The sequence below is a fragment of the Pseudomonas sp. C9D1 genome (genome assembly GCF_056491235.1).
Window position 1 is genome coordinate 4,223,872 of sequence record NZ_JBSZIE010000002.1, and the last position, 17,619, is coordinate 4,241,490.

15 protein-coding genes and 1 riboswitch are annotated in these 17,619 nt (G+C 69.7%); of the genes, 7 read left to right on the plus strand and 8 right to left on the minus strand.

Annotated elements, in window-relative coordinates:
- The first annotated feature begins 205 nt into the window (after positions 1 to 205).
- The 3 genes from ACXI0U_RS27380 (at position 206) to ACXI0U_RS27390 (ending at position 3,682) form a co-directional block, all read left to right on the plus strand.
- Positions 206 to 1,600, plus strand: a complete 1,395-nt coding sequence (locus ACXI0U_RS27380; RefSeq protein ID WP_265170392.1) for an MFS transporter — start codon at positions 206 to 208, stop codon at positions 1,598 to 1,600.
- Positions 1,601 to 1,609: 9 nt separating this feature from the next.
- Complete coding sequence (locus tag ACXI0U_RS27385; RefSeq protein WP_021219615.1) at positions 1,610 to 2,107, plus strand: single-stranded DNA-binding protein; 498 nt, start codon at positions 1,610 to 1,612, stop codon at positions 2,105 to 2,107.
- Positions 2,108 to 2,353: 246 nt separating this feature from the next.
- The gene (locus ACXI0U_RS27390; protein WP_479551066.1) at positions 2,354 to 3,682 is read left to right on the plus strand and encodes a hypothetical protein; all 1,329 of its coding nucleotides are present in this window, start codon (positions 2,354 to 2,356) and stop codon (positions 3,680 to 3,682) included.
- Here the strand turns inward: ACXI0U_RS27390 and ACXI0U_RS27395 are convergent.
- The 8 genes from ACXI0U_RS27395 to cobG all read right to left on the minus strand — a co-directional run bounded on the left by ACXI0U_RS27395 (position 3,670) and on the right by cobG (position 13,461).
- The gene (locus tag ACXI0U_RS27395) at positions 3,670 to 4,881 is read right to left on the minus strand and encodes a PepSY-associated TM helix domain-containing protein (RefSeq protein ID WP_479551067.1); all 1,212 of its coding nucleotides are present in this window, start codon (positions 4,879 to 4,881) and stop codon (positions 3,670 to 3,672) included. The two genes, ACXI0U_RS27390 and ACXI0U_RS27395, sit on opposite strands and share 13 nt — an antisense overlap.
- Before the next feature lie 80 nt (positions 4,882 to 4,961).
- Positions 4,962 to 7,370 (minus strand): TonB-dependent siderophore receptor, encoded by a 2,409-nt coding sequence (locus ACXI0U_RS27400; protein WP_479551068.1) that lies wholly within the window; start codon positions 7,368 to 7,370, stop codon positions 4,962 to 4,964.
- Between the two features lie 80 nt (positions 7,371 to 7,450).
- Positions 7,451 to 8,434 (minus strand): FecR domain-containing protein, encoded by a 984-nt coding sequence (locus tag ACXI0U_RS27405; RefSeq protein WP_479551069.1) that lies wholly within the window; start codon positions 8,432 to 8,434, stop codon positions 7,451 to 7,453.
- Complete coding sequence (locus ACXI0U_RS27410; RefSeq protein WP_031287750.1) at positions 8,431 to 8,931, minus strand: sigma-70 family RNA polymerase sigma factor; 501 nt, start codon at positions 8,929 to 8,931, stop codon at positions 8,431 to 8,433. Before ACXI0U_RS27410 ends, ACXI0U_RS27405 begins: the two co-directional genes overlap by 4 nt.
- Positions 8,932 to 9,081: 150 nt before the next feature.
- Entirely contained in the window at positions 9,082 to 10,737 is a 1,656-nt protein-coding gene (gene cobJ / locus ACXI0U_RS27415) for a precorrin-3B C(17)-methyltransferase (protein WP_435634993.1), read from the minus strand.
- Positions 10,737 to 11,498 carry a precorrin-2 C(20)-methyltransferase gene (locus ACXI0U_RS27420; RefSeq protein ID WP_021219621.1) on the minus strand — a complete coding sequence of 254 codons (762 nt, stop codon included), beginning with the start codon at positions 11,496 to 11,498 and terminating at the stop codon, positions 10,737 to 10,739. Before ACXI0U_RS27420 ends, cobJ begins: the two co-directional genes overlap by 1 nt.
- Positions 11,498 to 12,124 (minus strand): precorrin-8X methylmutase, encoded by a 627-nt coding sequence (locus ACXI0U_RS27425; RefSeq protein WP_431483293.1) that lies wholly within the window; start codon positions 12,122 to 12,124, stop codon positions 11,498 to 11,500. The genes ACXI0U_RS27420 and ACXI0U_RS27425 overlap by 1 nt, the downstream gene beginning before the upstream one ends.
- On the minus strand, positions 12,121 to 13,461 hold the full coding sequence (gene cobG / locus ACXI0U_RS27430) for a precorrin-3B synthase (RefSeq protein WP_431483294.1): 1,341 nt from the start codon (positions 13,459 to 13,461) through the stop codon (positions 12,121 to 12,123). The genes ACXI0U_RS27425 and cobG overlap by 4 nt, the downstream gene beginning before the upstream one ends.
- A gap of 85 nt (positions 13,462 to 13,546) precedes the next feature.
- Positions 13,547 to 13,736: riboswitch (cobalamin riboswitch) on the minus strand.
- Between the two features lie 81 nt (positions 13,737 to 13,817).
- Here cobG and cbiE point away from each other — a divergent pair.
- From cbiE to ACXI0U_RS27450, 4 genes are read left to right on the plus strand one after another with little or no spacing between them, the layout of a single operon-like run.
- Complete coding sequence (gene cbiE / locus ACXI0U_RS27435; protein WP_431483295.1) at positions 13,818 to 15,023, plus strand: precorrin-6y C5,15-methyltransferase (decarboxylating) subunit CbiE; 1,206 nt, start codon at positions 13,818 to 13,820, stop codon at positions 15,021 to 15,023.
- A gap of 44 nt (positions 15,024 to 15,067) precedes the next feature.
- Positions 15,068 to 16,165 (plus strand): cobalt-precorrin-5B (C(1))-methyltransferase, encoded by a 1,098-nt coding sequence (locus tag ACXI0U_RS27440; protein ID WP_374979725.1) that lies wholly within the window; start codon positions 15,068 to 15,070, stop codon positions 16,163 to 16,165.
- Positions 16,162 to 16,893 carry a cobalt-precorrin-6A reductase gene (locus tag ACXI0U_RS27445; RefSeq protein ID WP_431483296.1) on the plus strand — a complete coding sequence of 244 codons (732 nt, stop codon included), beginning with the start codon at positions 16,162 to 16,164 and terminating at the stop codon, positions 16,891 to 16,893. The genes ACXI0U_RS27440 and ACXI0U_RS27445 overlap by 4 nt, the downstream gene beginning before the upstream one ends.
- Positions 16,890 to 17,603 (plus strand): (2Fe-2S) ferredoxin domain-containing protein, encoded by a 714-nt coding sequence (locus ACXI0U_RS27450; protein ID WP_479551070.1) that lies wholly within the window; start codon positions 16,890 to 16,892, stop codon positions 17,601 to 17,603. The genes ACXI0U_RS27445 and ACXI0U_RS27450 overlap by 4 nt, the downstream gene beginning before the upstream one ends.
- Positions 17,604 to 17,619 lie beyond the last annotated feature (16 nt).

Genomic DNA, 17,619 nt, shown 5'->3' on the forward strand with positions numbered 1-17,619 from the left:
GCCTCGTTTGGCGTGCGGGAAACCCGCGATTATACGGGGCGCGCCTAGCCTGCGGCAAAGGCGCGCGACTGTGCTGTAGACCATCGGGACTGTTAGAATGCGCGACATTTTTTGGCGCCGGCACAGGCCGTGCACCCAGGGTCGGGTGCGTGCGCCGCCGAGGGGCACGACGCATTTCCCCGTATCCGTTTCCCATGAGGAATCTATGCACGACTCCCATTCCGAACGCATGAGCGGCCGCGAGACCCGAGCGGCCAGCGGCCTCGCCCTGGTGTTCGCCTTCCGCATGCTCGGCATGTTCATGGTGCTGCCGGTCCTGGCCACCTACGGGCAGGACCTGGCCGGCGCGACCCCCGCGCTGATCGGCCTGGCCATCGGCGCCTACGGCCTGACCCAGGCGGTGCTGCAGATCCCCTTCGGCATCGTTTCCGATCGCATCGGTCGCCTGCCCGTCATCTACATCGGCCTGCTGATCTTCGCTGCCGGCGCGGTGCTCGCCGCCAACGCCGACTCCATCTGGGGCGTGATCGCCGGCCGCGTGCTGCAGGGGGCCGGGGCGATCTCCGCCGCCGTCATGGCGCTGCTCTCCGACCTCACCCGCGAGCAGCACCGCACCAAGGCCATGGCCATGATCGGCATGAGCATCGGCGTCTCCTTCGCCGTCGCCATGGTGGTCGGCCCGCTGGTCACGCGTGCCTTCGGCCTCTCCGGCCTGTTCTGGGTGACTGCCGTGATGGCGCTGGTGGGCATCGCCATCATCGCCCTGGTGGTGCCGCGCGCCGACCACCCGCTGCAGCACCGCGAGTCCGGGGTCGCCCGCCAGGCGCTGCTGCCCACCCTCAAGCACCCCGACCTGCTGCGCCTGGACTTCGGCATCCTCGCCCTGCACGCCGTGCTCATGGCCAGCTTCGTCGCGCTGCCGCTGGCGCTGGTGGAGAAGGCCGGCCTGCCCAAGGAGCAGCACTGGTGGGTCTACCTCACTGCGTTGCTGGTGGGCTTCTTCGGCATGGTGCCCTTCATCATCTACGCCGAGAAAAAGCGCCGGATGAAGCGCGTGCTGCTTGGGGCGGTCAGCGTGCTGCTGGCCTGCGAGCTGTACTTCTGGGCCTTCGGCGACACCCTGCAGGCGCTGGTGATCGGCACCATCGTCTTCTTCACCGCCTTCAACCTGCTGGAAGCCTCGTTGCCGTCGCTGATCAGCAAGGTCGCCCCGGCCGGCGGCAAGGGCACCGCGATGGGCGTCTACTCCACCAGCCAGTTCCTCGGCGCCGCCCTTGGCGGCATCCTGGGGGGCTGGTTGTTCCAGCATGGCGGGCTGTCGGTGGTATTCATCGGCTGCGCCGTTGTCTGTGCGATTTGGCTCGCCATTGCTGTTACTATGCGCGAGCCTCCGTATGTCACCAGCCTGCGCCTGCCCCTCTCAGCAGCGGCCCTCGGCGATGCCGGGCTGGTGGCGCGATTGCTGGCAACGCCCGGAGTGGCCGATGCCGTAGTGGTGGCCGAAGAAGGCGCCATCTATATCAAGTTGGATACCGAACAATTGGACCGCACGTCCCTGGAGCGCCTGATCAACGCGGCGCCCGAACGTGCTGAAGCCTAGGAGAACGTTATGGCCCGTGGGGTTAACAAAGTCATTCTGGTTGGCAACGTCGGTGGTGATCCCGAAGTTCGCTACATGCCCAACGGCAATGCCGTGACCAACGTCACCCTGGCCACCAGCGAAAGCTGGAAGGACAAGCAGACCGGCCAGCAGCAGGAACGTACCGAGTGGCACCGCGTGGTGTTCTTCGGCCGTCTCGCCGAAATCGCCGGCGAGTACCTGCGCAAGGGCTCGCAGGTCTACGTCGAAGGCACCCTGCGCACCCGCGAGTGGGAAAAGGACGGCGTCAAGCGCTACACCACCGAGATCGTGGTCGACATCAACGGCCAGATGCAGCTGCTTGGCGGCCGTCCCGGCAACGATGGCGATTCCGCCCCGCGCGCCCCGCGCCCGCAGCGTGAGCCGCAACAGTCCGCCCCGCGTGAGCAACAGCAGCGCCCGGCTCCGCAGCCCGCCGCCCAACCGGCGCCGGACTACGACAGTTTCGACGACGACATTCCGTTCTGATTCGAGCCGTTCGGCACAGACAAAGGCGCAGCCCCCCGGCTGCGCCTTTTTCGTTTCGGGAGGAGGAAAACGGCACCCGACGCCTCGGTTATCCACAGCCGGCTTTCGGCTGTCGGATCAGCCTGCAGCCCGCGTGGTACGGGACTTTGTGAATGCAACATCACATTCGGGCCGGGCTCTGGACGCTGGCAAACCGCCTCTATAGGCTTGCCCACCATTCCATCGACCGCCTTCCCGGAACCCACCATGAAACTCAACGGACTGACCGCCGTTCTGCTTCTGGCCGGCCTGCCCCTGTGCAGCATCGCCAGCCCCTACCAGACCCTCGCCCGTGACGCGGAAAGCAGTGCCCGCTGGGGCCTGCTCGGCAGTGCTGCCGAGCAGTACCGCGCCATCCTCGCCGACCCGAGTCTGAGTGCCAGCCACCCCCGCGCGCGCCTGGCCCTGGCCAAGGTCCATGCCGACGCCCTCGACTACCCGGCCGCCAAGGCCGAGCTGGCGCGGCTCAAGCAGGACGCCCCCGACTCCGCGGAGGCCAAGGAAGGCGCCAAGCTGGCCAAGCGCATCGCCAGGAAACTCAAGACCCACACCTTCGGCGGCCGCGTCGCCGTGGCCCGGGTGCATGACACCGACACCGCCAACGCCAGCGCCGGCATGACCCAGGCCCCCTCGTTCGATGACGACGAAGACGAAGACATGGACGACATGGCCTTCGAGGACGACGACAGCCTCGACGACCTGCTCGACGACATCGACCTGGACGAGGACGACCTGGCCGACGACGGCGAGGAGGACGACGACACCGCGCCCACCCCGGTCGCCAAGCCCAAGTCCACCGTCCACGACAACCGCTGGCAGGCCGCCGGCAGCCTGCGCTACGGCTACGGCTTCGACGACCGTGGCAGCCGCTGGAACCTCGGCGCCAACATCGCCCAGGCCCGCCAGGACGACCGCGACGAGCTCAACCGGCAGACCTGGGCGGTCTCCACCGGCCCCACCTTCGTCATCCCGGCCTGGCGCCTGAAGATCAACGCCGCCGTCACCTACCTGCAGCTGTACAAGGACCACCAGTACGACCTCTCCAGCACCATCTGGTCACTGGGCGCCAGCCACAAGCTGAACCGCGTGCTGGAGCTGTACACCCGTTACAACTACGAGAACCGTGGCCTGGAGAACGACAGCCCGCTGGACATCGACGTCGACACCTTCAAGGTCGGCACCCGCTTCAAGCCCACCGGCAAGGACAGCTTCGACCTCAGCTACTCGCCCAAGGTGGAAGACAACGACAAGCGCAACAAGGACAAGGAGCAGGAAGGCTGGAAGATCAGCTACGCCCGCAAGCTGCCCTGGGACAGCTTCGCCAGCGTCGCCTACAGCCGCCGTCACACCGACTTCAAGCACGACCCCTCCGGCAAGGAAGAGGACGAGACCAAGCACGTCGTCACCCTCGGTCACAAGCTCACCAAGGACCTGGTGATGACCGTCAGCTACGAGCACAAGGACAAGGACTCCAACCTGCCCGGTCGTGACAAGAACAACGAAAGCACGGCCCTCGGCCTGAGCTACAAGTTCTGACCGAAAGCGGCTCGCCGCCCCTCGCGGGCGCGAGCCGCACTGGCGCGCCGGGCCTCCCGCTTGCGCCACCAGATGACCACGCCGGTAACGCTCAGCCCGGCGATGGCCAGCCCCAGCAGCGCGATCACGATGCGCCCCGGCAACCCCGCGATGCGCCCGCCGTGGATCGGTGCCTGCAGCCGGTAGAAGCGTTCACCCGGCGTGCCGCGCCCGGCGATTTCCTCCCCGATCAGTCGACCGTCGGTGCCATGGAAGAACAGCCAGGACTTGTCCAGCGGGTTGGCCTCGTGGCCCCCGAAACCGGCGCCGAAGAAGTTGTACTCGAAGCTGTAGTACAGCTCGCCGATTTCGCCCTCGATGCCCAGCCGCTCACCTTCCGCCTGCGCCAGCCGGTAGATGCGCTGGTAATCCATCTGTGTCTCGCCCAGCTGTTCGCGGGGCATCTGGCTGCGCCGCTGGTAGGTGCTCGGCGGCGCGTCCGAGAACAGCGACACCACCGGCTTGAACACCTGCTCCGGCAGGTTCATCGCCACGCTGCTCACCGCCACCGGCAGGAGCAGCAGCCACAGCCAGAGCCCACCGGCCCGGTGCAGGTCGAGGTTGCGCCGGTAGCGGCCGGCGCCGCGCTTGAGCGTCCAGGCCGTCCACCATTTCTTCAGGAAGGGCCGGCCACGGGGCAGCGTCAGCCAGGCGCCAGCGAAGCAGTCGATGACCCAGAGGATCGCCACCAACCCCATCAGGATCAGCCCCCAGTTGCCCGGCAGCGCCAGGTTGTAGTGGAACTCCAGCAGGAAGGGGATGACGTTCTGCGCCTGCAGGCAGCAGGCGCCCCACTGGCGCATGCCCAGCTCGGCGCCGCTCACCGGGTCCAGGTAGATCACCCGGTGGTGCAGGTCGTAGGGCGCGCCCGTAGCCGGGTCGGTGCGCGGCACCGCGGCCATCAGCGCGGCATGGCCGGCCTCGTCCGGGACCTCCATGTACCAGACCTGCAGGCGCGGTTCGGCGCCCTCGATACGCTGCACCAGCTCCCCCGGCGACAGCAGCGGCCCCTGCGCGGGGGCGTGGTAGAAGGCCGGGTTCAGCCATTCGTCGATCTCGTGCTGGAAGGCCAGCAGGCTGCCGGTGAGCCCGGCGAGGGCGAGGAACAGCGCGGTGGCCAGGCCGAGGTAGCGGTGCAGCAGGACGAGAAGAGGGCGCATGGATGCTCTCCTGTGGATAAGTCGATCACGCAAACGCACGAGCCCACCCCGGTGCCGGGGCGGGCTCGTTCAAGCACCGGTCAGAACTGGTAGCTGAGGGTGGCGGTGACGTTGCGCTGCTCGCCGAAGTAGCAGAAGTCCAGGCTGTAGCAGGAGGCGATGTAATCCTCGTCCAGCAGGTTGTTGGCGTTCAGGCTGAGGTCCATGCCCTTGAGCCCCACCTTGCCCAGGTCATAGCCCACCAGCGCATCGATCAGGGTGTAGGAGGGCACGTGCAGGGTGTTAGCCCTGTCCGCCCAGCTCTGGCCGACGTAGCGCGCACCGAGGCCGGTGCGCAGGCCGTCCAGGGCGCCGGCGTCGAAGCTGTACTCGCCCCAGATGGAGGCCATGTGGCGCGGCGCCTGGTTCGGCGTGTTGCCCTGGGTGCCGTCCAGCGACTTGGAGTAGGTGATGTCGGTGAAGGTGTAGCTGGCCAGCACCTTGAGGTTCCTGGTCACCTGGGTGTTGGCTTCCAGTTCCAGGCCCTGGGAGCGCACCTCGCCCACCGGGGTGTACCAATCCTGCTGCGGCAGCTTGGAGGCGACGTTCTGCTGGACGATGTGGAAAAGCGAGGCGGTGTACAGGCTGTCGCTGCCCACCGGCTGGAACTTCACCCCGGCCTCCCACTGCGTGCCCTCGGTGGGTTCCAGCGGCTTGCCGGCCTGGTCCGAATAGGCGTTGGGGTTAAAGGATTCGGAATAGCTGATGTACGGCGCCACGCCGTTGTCGAACAGGTACAGCGCGCCGAGGCGGCCGGTGAACTTGCTGCGGCGCTCGTCCGACTTGCTGCCGGCGGTCAGGTTCTTGTCCGAGACCTCCACCCAGTCCTCGCGCAGGCCGATGGAGAAGCGCCACTGGTTCAGGTCGATCAGGTCCTGCAGGTAGAGGCCGGTCTGCTCCAGGCGGCGGTCGTGCTCCACCTGGCCGTAGCCCACCAGCGCATCGTTGCCATACACCGGGTTGAAGGCGTCGATCGGGGCGAGGGCGGCGGAGCCCCATTCCACGTTGGTCTTGCGGTTCTGGTAGTCCAGGCCCATCAGCAGGGTGTGACGCAGGGCGCCGGTGTCGAATTCGGCCTGGACCATGTTGTCGACGATGTAGGCCTTCAGGTCCTCGGTGGCATCGGTGTAGTAGCGGTTCAGCTCGGTGGGCGAGGCCCAGCCATAGGCGTACGCCTGCTGCATGCTCACGTCGGAGCTGAGGTAGCGGAAGCTCTGGCGCGCGGTCCAGACGTCGTCGAAGCGATGCTCCAGCTGATAGCCGAACATGCGCTGGGTGCGGTCGAAGGCTTCCAGGCTCGGCTCGCCGTCGAAGAAGTCACGGCCGATGCGCTGGCCGCTGCGTTGGTACAGGGTGCCCTCGGCCGGTACGCCGCCGTGGTAGCCGCCGTTCGGGTCGTGCTGCAGGTAGCTCTGCAGGGTCAGGCTGGTGTCTTCGCTGAAGTCGATGGAGAGGGTCGGCGCGATGGCGTAGCGCTCTTCCTTGATGTGGTCGAACTGGGTGTCCGACCCCTCGCCCAGGCCCACCACGCGATAGGCGATGCGCTTGTCCTCGTCCAGCGGACCGCTGAAGTCGAAGCCCGCGCCCTTCTGGCCCATGTTGCCCACGGTGGCCTGCACCTGGTGGTAGTCCTCGTAGAGCGGCTTCTTGCTGGTCAGCGCCACCAGGCCGCCCGGCAGGCTGCGGCCATAGAGCACCGAGGAGGGGCCCTTGAGCACGTCGATGCGCTCGAGGAAGTACGGGTCCACCTGCAGCGAGCTGTAGGTGCCGCTGTCGCCCATGGTCTTCAGGCCGTCGAGGTAGACGTTATCCACGCTGTTGTCGGCGAAGCCGCGCATGACGATGTAGTCGTAGCGGTTCGAGGCGCCCACCTGGCCGGTGAAGATGCCGGGGGTGTAGCGGATCGCCTGCTGCACCGTCTTCGAGCCCTGGTCCTCGATCTGCTCGTGGGTCACCACCGAGACGGTCTGCGAGGTTTCCAGCAGCGCCTTGCTGGTCTTGGTGGCGATCTGGCTGTGGGTGGCCAGGTAGCCCGCTTCGCTGCCCAGCGCGTTGCCCAGGGCGAACACCTGGGTGGAGGGCACCTCCAGCGCGCCCTGGGTCTTCACCTCGCGCAGCACATAGCTGCCATCGCCCAGGCTCTCGGCCTGCAGCGGCGTGTCGCCCAGCAGCTGGCCCAGCGCGCCGTCCACCGACCAGGTGCCGCTCAGCCCGGGGGACTGCAGGCCACGGGTCTGCTCCGGGGTGGCGGAGAGGTTGATCCCGGCCTCACGGGCGAAGCGGTTGAGCACCTCGTCCAGCGGCCCGGCGGGGATGGCGTAGCTGCGGCTGGCGCTGGCCGCGGCTTCCTCGGCGAAGGCCGGTGCGCCCAGTAGCGGGGCGGCCAGTGCGGCGGAAAGCAGGGCGCCGCGTACGGCAAGGGCGAGGCGGGAGGCGCGAGGTGCGGTCATGAAGGCTTCCGTGAAAGGCAAAGGTTAATGGGATTCATTCCCTTTGCCGGGCGTTGCGGAAAAACCCGCCAAAAAAGATTTCAGGCCCTGGCCTGTACCGTCACCCACCAGCGGGTGCGGTAGTGCACCTCCACCGGCAGCGTGCGGCTCAGCAGCTCCAGCAGCTTGTCGGTGTCATCCAGGCGGTACACGCCAGAGAGGCGCAGGTCGGCGATGGCCTCGCTGCAGGCCAGGCGGCCGTTGCGGTAGCGCGAGACCTCGGCGAGGAAGTCGGCCAAACGCATGCCGCGAGTGACGATCAGCCCATCGGCCCAGGCGGCAGCGTCCATGTCCGCGGCCTCCAGCGGGCGCGCGGCGTACTCGTTGATATCGAAGCGTTGCCCGGTGCGAGCGACCAGGGCGCCGGTGCCGGCCAATGGGGCGATGCTCACGGCCCCTTCGGCGACGCTCAGGCGGGTGGCGGCCTGCTCCTGGCGCACCACGAAGCGGCCACCCAGGCTCTCCAGCAGGCCATGGCGGGTGCGCACGTGCAGGGGGCGGGGGATGCCCGTCGTGGCATCAGGGCCGCTGTCGACCAGGATCTCGCCACGGTCCAGCAGCAGCAGGCGCTGGTGCTCATCGAAGCGCACATCCACTGCGCTGTCGGTGTTCAGGTGCAGTTGCGTGCCATCGGCCAGCGCCACGTGGCGGCGTTCACCAACGGCGGTGCCGTAATCGGCGGTCAGGCGCGGCCAGGGCGTCAGGTCGCGGGCCAGCCACAGCGCAGAGCCGCTGACCATGGCTGCCGACAGCAGCTTCAGGGCCTGGCGGCGGCGCAGGCGCTGGGCCGAGGTTTCCAGGGTCTCCATCACCGTGCCGGCGCCGGGCACGGCTTTCAGCGAGCTGGACAGTTCGTCGTCCAGCACCTGCACGCGCTGCCAGGCCTGTTCGTGGTCCTGGTGAGCGGCGCGCCAGTGCTCGCAGGCGCGCTGCAACTCGGCATCGCCGCTGGCGGAGCGCAGTCGCACCAGCCAGTGGATCGCCTGGCGCACCACTTGCGCATCGGTCTGGGGCGAGGCGCTCATTCGGCGAAGCGCAGCTGGTAGCAATGGAACAGGGCGTCGGCGACATGGCGCTCCACCGAGCGCAGGGAGATGCCCATGCGCTCGGCCACCTGCACATGGGTCAGCCCCTCGCACTGGGCCAGCAGGAAAGCGGTGCGCACCTTCGGCTTCAGGCCATCGAGCATGCGCGCGATGCGCTCCAGCAACTCGAGGATCTGCTCGCGCTCCTCCAGGCTCGGCGTCTGCGCCTCCGGCAGGTGGGCGAGGGATTCCAGGTAGGCCCGCTCCAGTTCCTCGCGGCGCCAGTGGTCGATCACCAGTCCCCGTGCGACGGTGCGCAGGAAGGCGCGTGGCGTGGCGATCTCCAGCTGCTCACGGCGGGCGAGCAGGCGCAGGAAGGTGTCCTGGGCCAGGTCGGCGGCATCGGCGGCGTTGCCAAGGCGGCCGCGCAGCCAGTTCTTCAGCCAGCCGTGATGGTCGCTGTAGAGGCGTTGCACACTGAGATGGGGAGACGACATGGGGTCACCGAAGAATCGGTAGCAAATGAAAATTAATCGCATTTTCTTGATGCGCGAAGGGATTTGCAACGTTGGCGTGCAGGAAAAGGGCGGCCGGTCATGTCGAACCGTCCGCCCTTGCTTCGCGTCTTGCCAGGTGCTGGTGCCGCCTCAGCGATACCAGCGCGGGGTGTACACCCAGTCCTGGCCGTCGGGGCGGGGAATGCGCCGGGTCAGTGACGAACCGATGATCACCAGGGTGCGCATGTCCACCTGTTCCGGGCGCAGCTCGCCGAGGCTGGTAAGCGTCAGCGCCTCGGCCGGGCGGCCGATGTCGCGGCCCAGGACGACCACGGTTTCCGGGCGGCGGTGGCGGGCGACGATTTCCAGCGCGCGGGCCAGCTGCCAGGGGCGGGCCTTGGAAATGGGGTTGTAGAAGGCCATGGCCAGGTCGGCGGCGCCGGCGTGGTCGAGGCGTTGCTCGATCACCTCCCAGGGCTTGAGGTTGTCCGAGAGCGAGATCAGGCAGAAGTCGTGGCCCAGGGGCGCACCAGCCTTGGCGGCAGTGGCCAGGGCGGCGGAGACGCCGGGGAACACCTGCAGCTCCACCCGTTGCCAGTGCGGGTCGCGGTTGTCGTCCAGGGCTTCGAGCACGGCGGCGGCCATGGCGAACACGCCCGGATCACCCGAGGACACCACCACCACCCGACGCCCGCTGGCGGCCAGCTCGAAGGCGTGGCGGGCGCGTTGCAGCTCTTCGCGGTTGTCGGTGCAGTGCAGCACCTGCTCCGGGCGGAAGGGGCCGGCCATGCGGATGTAGGTCTCGTAGCCCAGCAGGTCCTCGGCCTCGTCCAGGGCGCGGCGCGTGGCCGGGACCATGAACTCGGCGGCGCCCGGGCCCAGGCCTACCACCGTCAGGCGGCCACGGCGCTGGCCGATGCGCTCCACATCCAGCGGCCGCTCCGCGCGGTACAGGCGGACGCCGGAGAGGTGCTGGTGCAGGGGCGGCAGTGCCTGTTCGTTGACCACGAAGCGCAATGGCACGCCGAGTTCGTCGGCGCAGGCGGCCAGCGTGGCGTCGGTCATGCGTTCGGGGGCGGCCAGCAGGCAGGCGAGGGCGCCGCTGGCCAGCCCGGCGGTTGCCAGGGCCTGGCGCACGGCACCGGCGTCCGCTGCCTCGTCGAGGCGCGCAGCCACCACGCGGGGGTGGATCAGCAGCTCGTCAGCGGCATCGGGACGTTGCTCGGCAGTGATGTGGATAACCCGCTGCGCCTGCTCCGCCAGGGGCAGGTTGGCGCTCTCCAGCCAGGGCGCCTCGCCCTCGACGCGGACGGGCTCGCCACCCAGCAGGTCGGAGACGAAGCGCTTGCCCTGCTCGATATCGGCCAGGGCATAGCCCGGCGACGGCTCCAGCAGGCAGGTGCCGAAACGCAGTTCGCCGCTGGTGGTGATGGCCGGGGCCACCTCCAGTTGCGCGGCGATCTCGCGGGCCATGCGGTTGACCCCGCCGAGCCCGCCCAGCAGCGGCACCACCGCGCTGCCGTCCTCGGCCACGGCTAGCACCGGCGGCTCGGCGCCCTTGCTGGCCAGTTGCGAAGCGAGGCTGCGGATAAGGATGCCGGCGGCGCACAGGGCGATGATCGGCCTGTCGTCGCGGTAGAGCCCGCGCAGGGTCTCGCCGAATTCGGCGTAGGTTTCGTCGGCGCCTGCCACGCGCCCGGCCAGGCCGAGCACGCGGGCCTGTGGATAAAGCGCCTGGATGCGCCGGGCGACGGGCAGGCCGCCCTGGCCGAGCAGCAGGATGGCCGGGGCCTTGCGTGCGTCCATCACCCTCTCCACTTCTGGCCGGGGACCAGGATCATGGAGAAGTAGGGCGAGGCCATCGGGTCCACCTCGTGCAGCGGCAGGATGCGCTGGTTGCCCATGGTGGCGCGCTCCACGTAATGGGCGCGGCCATCCAGGCCCAGCTCGCCGAGCACCCGGCGCACCTTGTCGAAGTTGCGGCCGAGCTTCATCACCACTGCCGCCTCGGCGTCCGCCAGGCGCGCCTTCAGCTCCGCTTCCGGCAGCACGCCGGAGAGCACCGAAAGGCTCTGGTTGCGGTACACCAGCGGCACGCCGAGCACCGCGGCGCTGCCCAGCATGGAGCACACGCCCGGCACCACTTCGGCCTCGTAGCGCTCGGCCAGGCGGTCGTGCAGGTACATGTAGGAGCCGTAGAAGAACGGGTCGCCCTCGCAGATCACCGCCACGTCGCGGCCGGCGTCCAGGTGCTGGGCGACCTGCTGGGCGGCGGTGTCGTAGAAGTCGCTGATCACATCCTCGTAGGAGAGCGGCGGCTCCAGCTTCTCGGTGGTCACCGGGTAGACCAGGGGCATGCGCAGCTGCGACTCCACCAGGTGCTGCTCGATGATGCCGAAGGCATTGCCGCCCTGGCCCAGGTTGGCCTTCGCCTTGGCCACGAAGTAGCCGACTACTGGGGCCGACTGCAGCAGGCGCAGGGCCTTGAGGGTGATGAGTTCGGGGTCGCCGGGGCCAACGCCCAGGCCGATCAGCCGGCCCTTGCCGGAATGTTCCTGCGCACCCATCACTCCACCTCCGTGGCCAGGGCGTTGATCGCCGCCGCCGCCATGGCGCTGCCGCCACGGCGCCCACGCACGATCACGTAGGGCACGCCACGGCTGTCGGCGGCGAGCATGTCCTTGGATTCCGCCGCACCGACGAAGCCCACCGGGAAGCCGAGGATCAGCGCCGGTTTCGGTGCGCCGGCATCGAGCATCTCCAGCAGGTAGAAGAGCGCGGTGGGCGCGTTGCCGATCACCACCACGCTGCCTTCCAGGTGTTCGCGCCAATGCTCCAGTGCCACGGCCGAACGGGTGTTGCCCAGTTCGCGGGCCAGCTCCGGCACACCGGCGTCACTGAGGGTGCAGATGACCTTGTTGTCCGCCGGCAGGCGCGCGCGGGTCACGCCCTCGGCCACCATGCGTGCATCGCAGAGAATCGGCGCGCCAGCGGCGATGGCGGCGCGGCCGGCGGCTCCGGCACCGGGGGAGAAGCGCAGGTCCTGCACCACGTCGACCATGCCGCAGGCGTGGATCACGCGCACGGCGAGCTTCTCCAGGTCCGGCGGGATGGCGGAGAGGTCCGCCTCGGCGCGGATGATGGAGAAGGAGTGGCGATAGATCTCCTGACCATCGCGGATGTAATCGATCATTCGGTGGAGCTCCAGCTGTCAGGCGTGGCGGCCAGCCAGGCGGCCGCCGCGTGTATGTCCAGGTCGCGCGCCAGCGGGCGGCCGAAGCCACCGGCGCCGTCGTCGCGTCGATAGAGGTCGTAATGGCCGTCGCCCGTGGCCAGCAGGGTCAGCGGCGCCACGTTGGCGGCGGCGCAGGAGCGCGGGCAGCCGCACAGGTGCACCTGGGCGCCGTCGGGCAGCACGGCGGCCAGGGTCAGGGCGTCGGCCTTGGTGTCGGCCAGGCCCTTGGCGCAACCGGCGGAACCGGTGCAGGCCTGGATGCGCACCAGGGGCGCGTCGATATCGGTGCACAGGCCCAGGGCCGCGAGCTCGGCCAGCAGCGGGGCGGTTTCCTGCCCCGGCACGTTGGGCAGCAGCACCGATTGCCAGGGGGTCATGTGCAGGCTGCCGTCGCCGTGGCGCTGGGCCAGTTCGGCGAGGGTCAGCAATTGGCTGGCCTGCAGGCGCCCCAGGGGCGGGATGGCGCCCACCAGGTACAGGCCGGCCTGCAGTTGCGGCAGCACGCCGACGGGGCGCAGGTCGCTGGCAGCGCGGCGCCAGTTGCCCGCGTCGTGCAGCGGGAAGGGCAGGCGCTGGCGCAGTTCGGCCAGCAAGCGCTCGGCGCCGAGGCTGCCGAGCAGGTCGCGCATGCGGGCCTGCTGCGGCGTGGCCAATTCGAGGAAGAGGTCCAGCAGCGCCTCCACCAGGGCCGGCACCCGGGCGCCGGGTACCGCCGCCAGGGCGGGGGCGTCGCCGGTTTCGCGGGGCGGGCAGCCGGCCAGGCCGAAGGCGAACAGGCCGTCCTTGCCGGGCTCCATGGCGGCCAGCCAGATGTCGTTGGGGTGGTCGAGCATCGCCAGGGCTTCGCCGCCGTCCAGCAGCAGGGCGAACTTGGGCGAAAGCACGTGGAAGCGCGGGTTGTCTTCCAGCAGGGCCAGCAGGCGCGCGGCCAGGGGGCGGATGTCCTGCAGCGCCTGCGGGTCGAGCCCGGCGGCGGGGCTGACCATCAGGTTGCGCACATCGTCCGCGCCCGGCGTGGCGGCGCCCAGGCCGATGGCCAGCAGCTCGGCGATCAGCGCCTGTTCGCGGCCCGGGGTCACGCCACGGATCTGCAGGTTGGCGCGGTTGGTGGCTTCCAGCACGCCGCCGGAATGGCCATGGGCGGCGATCGACAGGGCTTCGGCCGTGCCGGCCTGCAGGCGACCGCAGGGCAGCTTGATGCGGCAGATGCCGCCATCCTTCGCCGGGACGATGCGCAGCAACCCCGGGCAGGCCGAGGGGCGGACGGATGGAGCGCTGGAGGGAGCCTGTTTCACCGTGGTCACCGGGTCAGTTGCCGCGGCGACCGTGTTCCCCGCACGGGGAACCCTGGCACCGAGACACCCCGCTCGATGCGTGCACACGCGACTGGTGTCACCGGCAGGTCTCCTGGCTGGCAGGTCAGTGTCCGTCGCGGCCTTCCCGGTTTCCCAGTGGCACGGATCGCGAGAACTCGCTGCATACAGTTGCGGGGGCAGCCACGGCTTGGACCGTGTTCCCTCTTAGGCCGGGCGCAGTGGGCGCTCCGGCAACCGGTGAAGGGCGCTATTATGCCCGCTTTGCGCGGCTGTGGGATGCGGCTGGTTGTCGGATGCCCAACGGACGCGGCACGGTCGGATACGAGGAAAAACGCATGCAGCCCTGGCTGACGCTGGTGGGGATAGGCGAGGACGGCTACGCCGGCCTGGGCAAGGCCGCGCGCCATGCGCTGCTGGCCGCCGAGGAGGTGGTGGGCGCCCCGCGCCAGCTGGAATTGCTGCCCCCTTGCATCCGCGCCCGGCGCAGTGCCTGGCCCAGCCCCTTCTCCCTGGAGCCGCTGCTGCAACGCCGTGGCGCGCCGGTCTGCGTGCTGGCCAGCGGTGACCCGATGCTGTTCGGCGTCGGCGCCAGCCTGGCGCGGCAGCTGCCCGCCGACGAGCTGCGTGTGCTACCCGCGCCCTCGTCCACCTCCCTGGCCGCCGCGCGCCTGGGCTGGGCGCTGCAGGACACCAGCCTGGTCTCCCTGGTGGCGCGGCCCCTCGCTGCACTCAACCTGCACCTGCATGACGGCGCCCGCCTGCTGGTGCTGAGCAACGACGGCGCAAGCCCCGCTGCTATCGCTGGCCTGCTGAACGAACGCGGCTTCGGCCCCAGCGCCATGACCGTGCTGGAGCACCTGGGCGGCCCGGCCGAGCGGCGCATCGACGGCATTGCCGGCGAGTGGCCGGCCATGGAGGTCGCCGCCCTCAACCTGGTGGCCATCGACTGCCGCGCCGGCGAGCAGGCCCGGCGTCTGCCGCTCACCTGCGGCCTGCCCGACGACGCCTATCGCCACGACGGCCAACTGACCAAGCGCGACGTTCGCGCCATCACCCTCGCGCGCCTGGCGCCGCAACCCGGGCAACTGCTCTGGGACGTGGGTGCCGGCAGCGGCTCCATCGGCATCGAATGGATGCGCGCCCATCCCACCTGCCGCGCCATCGCCGTCGAAGCTGACGAGGGCCGTCAGGCACATATCCGCCACAACCGCGACGCCCTCGGCGTGCCCGGCCTGCACCTGGTGGCCGGCCAGGCCCCCACCGCCCTCGACGGCCTGCCCGCGCCCGATGCCGTGTTCATCGGCGGCGGCGTCACCGAACCCGGCGTGCTGGAGCGGTGCTGGCGCCAGCTCAAGCCCGGCGGCCGTCTGGTGGCCAATGCCGTGACCCTGCAGAGCGAGGCGGTGCTGGTGGCCTTCCGCGAAGCCCATGGCGGCGAGCTGACCCGCATCGCCATCGCCCAGGCCCAGCCCCTGGGCGGCTTCGACACCTGGCGCTCGGCACTGCCCATCACCCTGCTCGAGGTGCTCAAGGATGCCTAGGTTGGCGCCGAGCGCCGCCGAGTCCTGCCCTGCACGATCCCGCCATGCGTGACGAAACCCCCGAACAGCCGGCGCCCCTGCGCAGCGGCTACACCACCGGCAGTTGTGCCACCGCCACCAGCCTGGCGGCGGCGCGCCTGTTGCTGGGCGCCGCGGCGAGCGACGCGGTGGAGATCGTCCTGCCCAAGGGCCAGCAGGTGCTCATGCGCCTGGAGTTCTGCCGCCTGATCGAGGGCGGCGCCGAGGCCGGCACCCTGAAGGATGCCGGCGACGACCCGGACGTGACTCACGGTGCGCTGATCTATGCCCAGGTGCGCCTGGCCGTCGAACCGGGGGTGCGCTTCCACGCCGGGCCCGGCGTCGGCACCGTCACCAAGCCGGGCCTGACCCAGGCGGTGGGCGAGCCGGCGATCAACCCGGTGCCACGGCGGATGATGACCGAGCACCTCACGCGCCTGGCCCAGGAGCGCGGTCACGCCGGCGGCTTCGAGGTCACCGTCTGCGTGCAGGGCGGCGCCGAGCTGGCGCTGAAAACCATGAACCCGCGCCTGGGCATCCTCGGTGGCCTGTCGATCCTCGGCACCACCGGCATCGTCCGGCCCTTCTCCTGCTCGGCCTACATCGCCTCCATCCACCAGGGCATCGACGTCGCCCGCGCCAACGGCTTCACCCACCTGGCCGCCTGCACCGGCAACGCCAGCGAGGACGCCATGCGCCACCGCTATGGTTTCGACGACACCGCGCTGATCGAGATGGGCGACTTCGCCGGCGCCGTGCTCAAGCACCTGCGCAAGGCACCGGTGGAAAAGCTCAGCCTGTGCGGTGGCTTCGGCAAGATCAGCAAGCTCGCCGCCGGCCACATGGACCTGCACAGCCGCCACTCCAGCATCGACCTGCCGCTGCTCGCCGAATGGGCCGCCGGCCTGGGCGCCGATGCCGAGCTGCAGGACGCCATGCGCGGGGCCAACACCAGCCAGCAGGCACTGGCGCTGGCCCACGCCGCCGGGGTGCCCCTGGGCGATACGGTCTGCGCCCACGCCCTGGCCTTCGCCCGTCGTACCGTACCGGCCGGCGTCAGCCTGGAAGTCTTCGCCATCGACCGCCAGGGCAACCTGGTGGGGCAGGCCCTGGAGCACCCATGAAACGCATCCTGCTGCTGGGCGGCGTCACCGAGGCCCTGGCCTTGGCCCGGCGCCTGGGCCCCGAACACACCTACAGCCTCGCCGGCCTCGGCAAGGTGCCGGCCGACCTGAGCTGCCAGGTGCGCGTCGGCGGCTACGGCGGTGCCGAAGGGCTGGCGCGCTACATCGAGGACAACGGCATCGGCCTGCTGCTCGATGCCACCCATCCCTATGCCGCACAGATCAGCCATAACGCCGCCCGCGCTGCCGCTTTGGCGGGCGTGCCCTGCTGGGCATTGCGTCGCCCCGGCTGGCGCGCCGGCGAGGGTGACGATTGGCGCGAGGTTGTCGATTGGGCCGGGCTGATCGACGCCCTGGCCGCCTTCCAGCGTCCCTTCTTCACCCTTGGCCGCGAACCCCTGGAGCACCTCGGCGAAATTCCTGCCCACCAGCACTGGACGGTGCGCTGCCTGCAGGGACAGGCACCGGGCGAGCGTTTCGAGGTCATCGCCTCGCGCGGGCCGTTCGGCCTGGACGAGGAGCGCGCGCTGTTCGATCGCCTCGGCACCGACGTGCTGATCAGCAAGAACAGTGGCAGCCAATCCACCGAGCCCAAGCTGCAGGTGGCCCGCGAGCGCGGCCTGCCGGTGCTGATCCTCAAGCGCCCCGAGCTGCCTCCGGTCACCCGCGAATTCGATTCCCTCGACGGCCTCTGGCAGGCCCTCGTCCCCCAACTGGAAACACCATGACCGCTACTTCCTACGCCCGCGTGCTGTTCGCCGGGCCCGACCTCGACACCGGCTCCTTCGCCGAGCTGTTCCGCCGCCAGCTGAGTGCCCTGCGCGGTGAGGCGGCACTCGCCGACATCGTCGACACCGGCGCCGGCCTCGATGCACTGCTGCATGCCGTGCAAACCAGCCCGCGCCCGCTGCTGGTGATCGACCTCGACCCGCAGTCCAGCGCCCAGCACCTCGACTGGTTGCGCAGCGAACTGGGCCGCCTCGACGCCCCCGGGGAACTCTTCGTCGCCAGCCTGCTGGGCCAGTACGACAGCGACCCGGCCGGCGCCGCCGTCGCCCTGGTCGAGCGCCGCGAGCTGCACCTGGCCTGCGTCGGCGTGCCGGAGCTGCCAAGCAGCCACGCCTGGTCCTGCATCCCGCCCCACGCCCGCCGCCTGCTGCTGTGCAACGGCCCGCGCTGCACCCGCCGTGGTGCGCTGCCGCTGTGGAAGAAACTGCGGGAAACCCTCAAGGCCGCCGGCAAGCTGGAGTGCGAAGGCGGCGTGCACATCACCCGCACCCAATGCCAGTTCCCCTGCGACCTCGGCCCCACCGCCAGCCTCTACCCGGAAGGCGAGTGGTACCGCATCCGCGATGAAGCGGAGGTGCTGCGCTGGGTGCAGGAACGAATAGTCGAAGAACGGGCAGTGCCGGAGATGCTGACCCACACGGGCGGTTGATCTGGTTTCAGTTTCT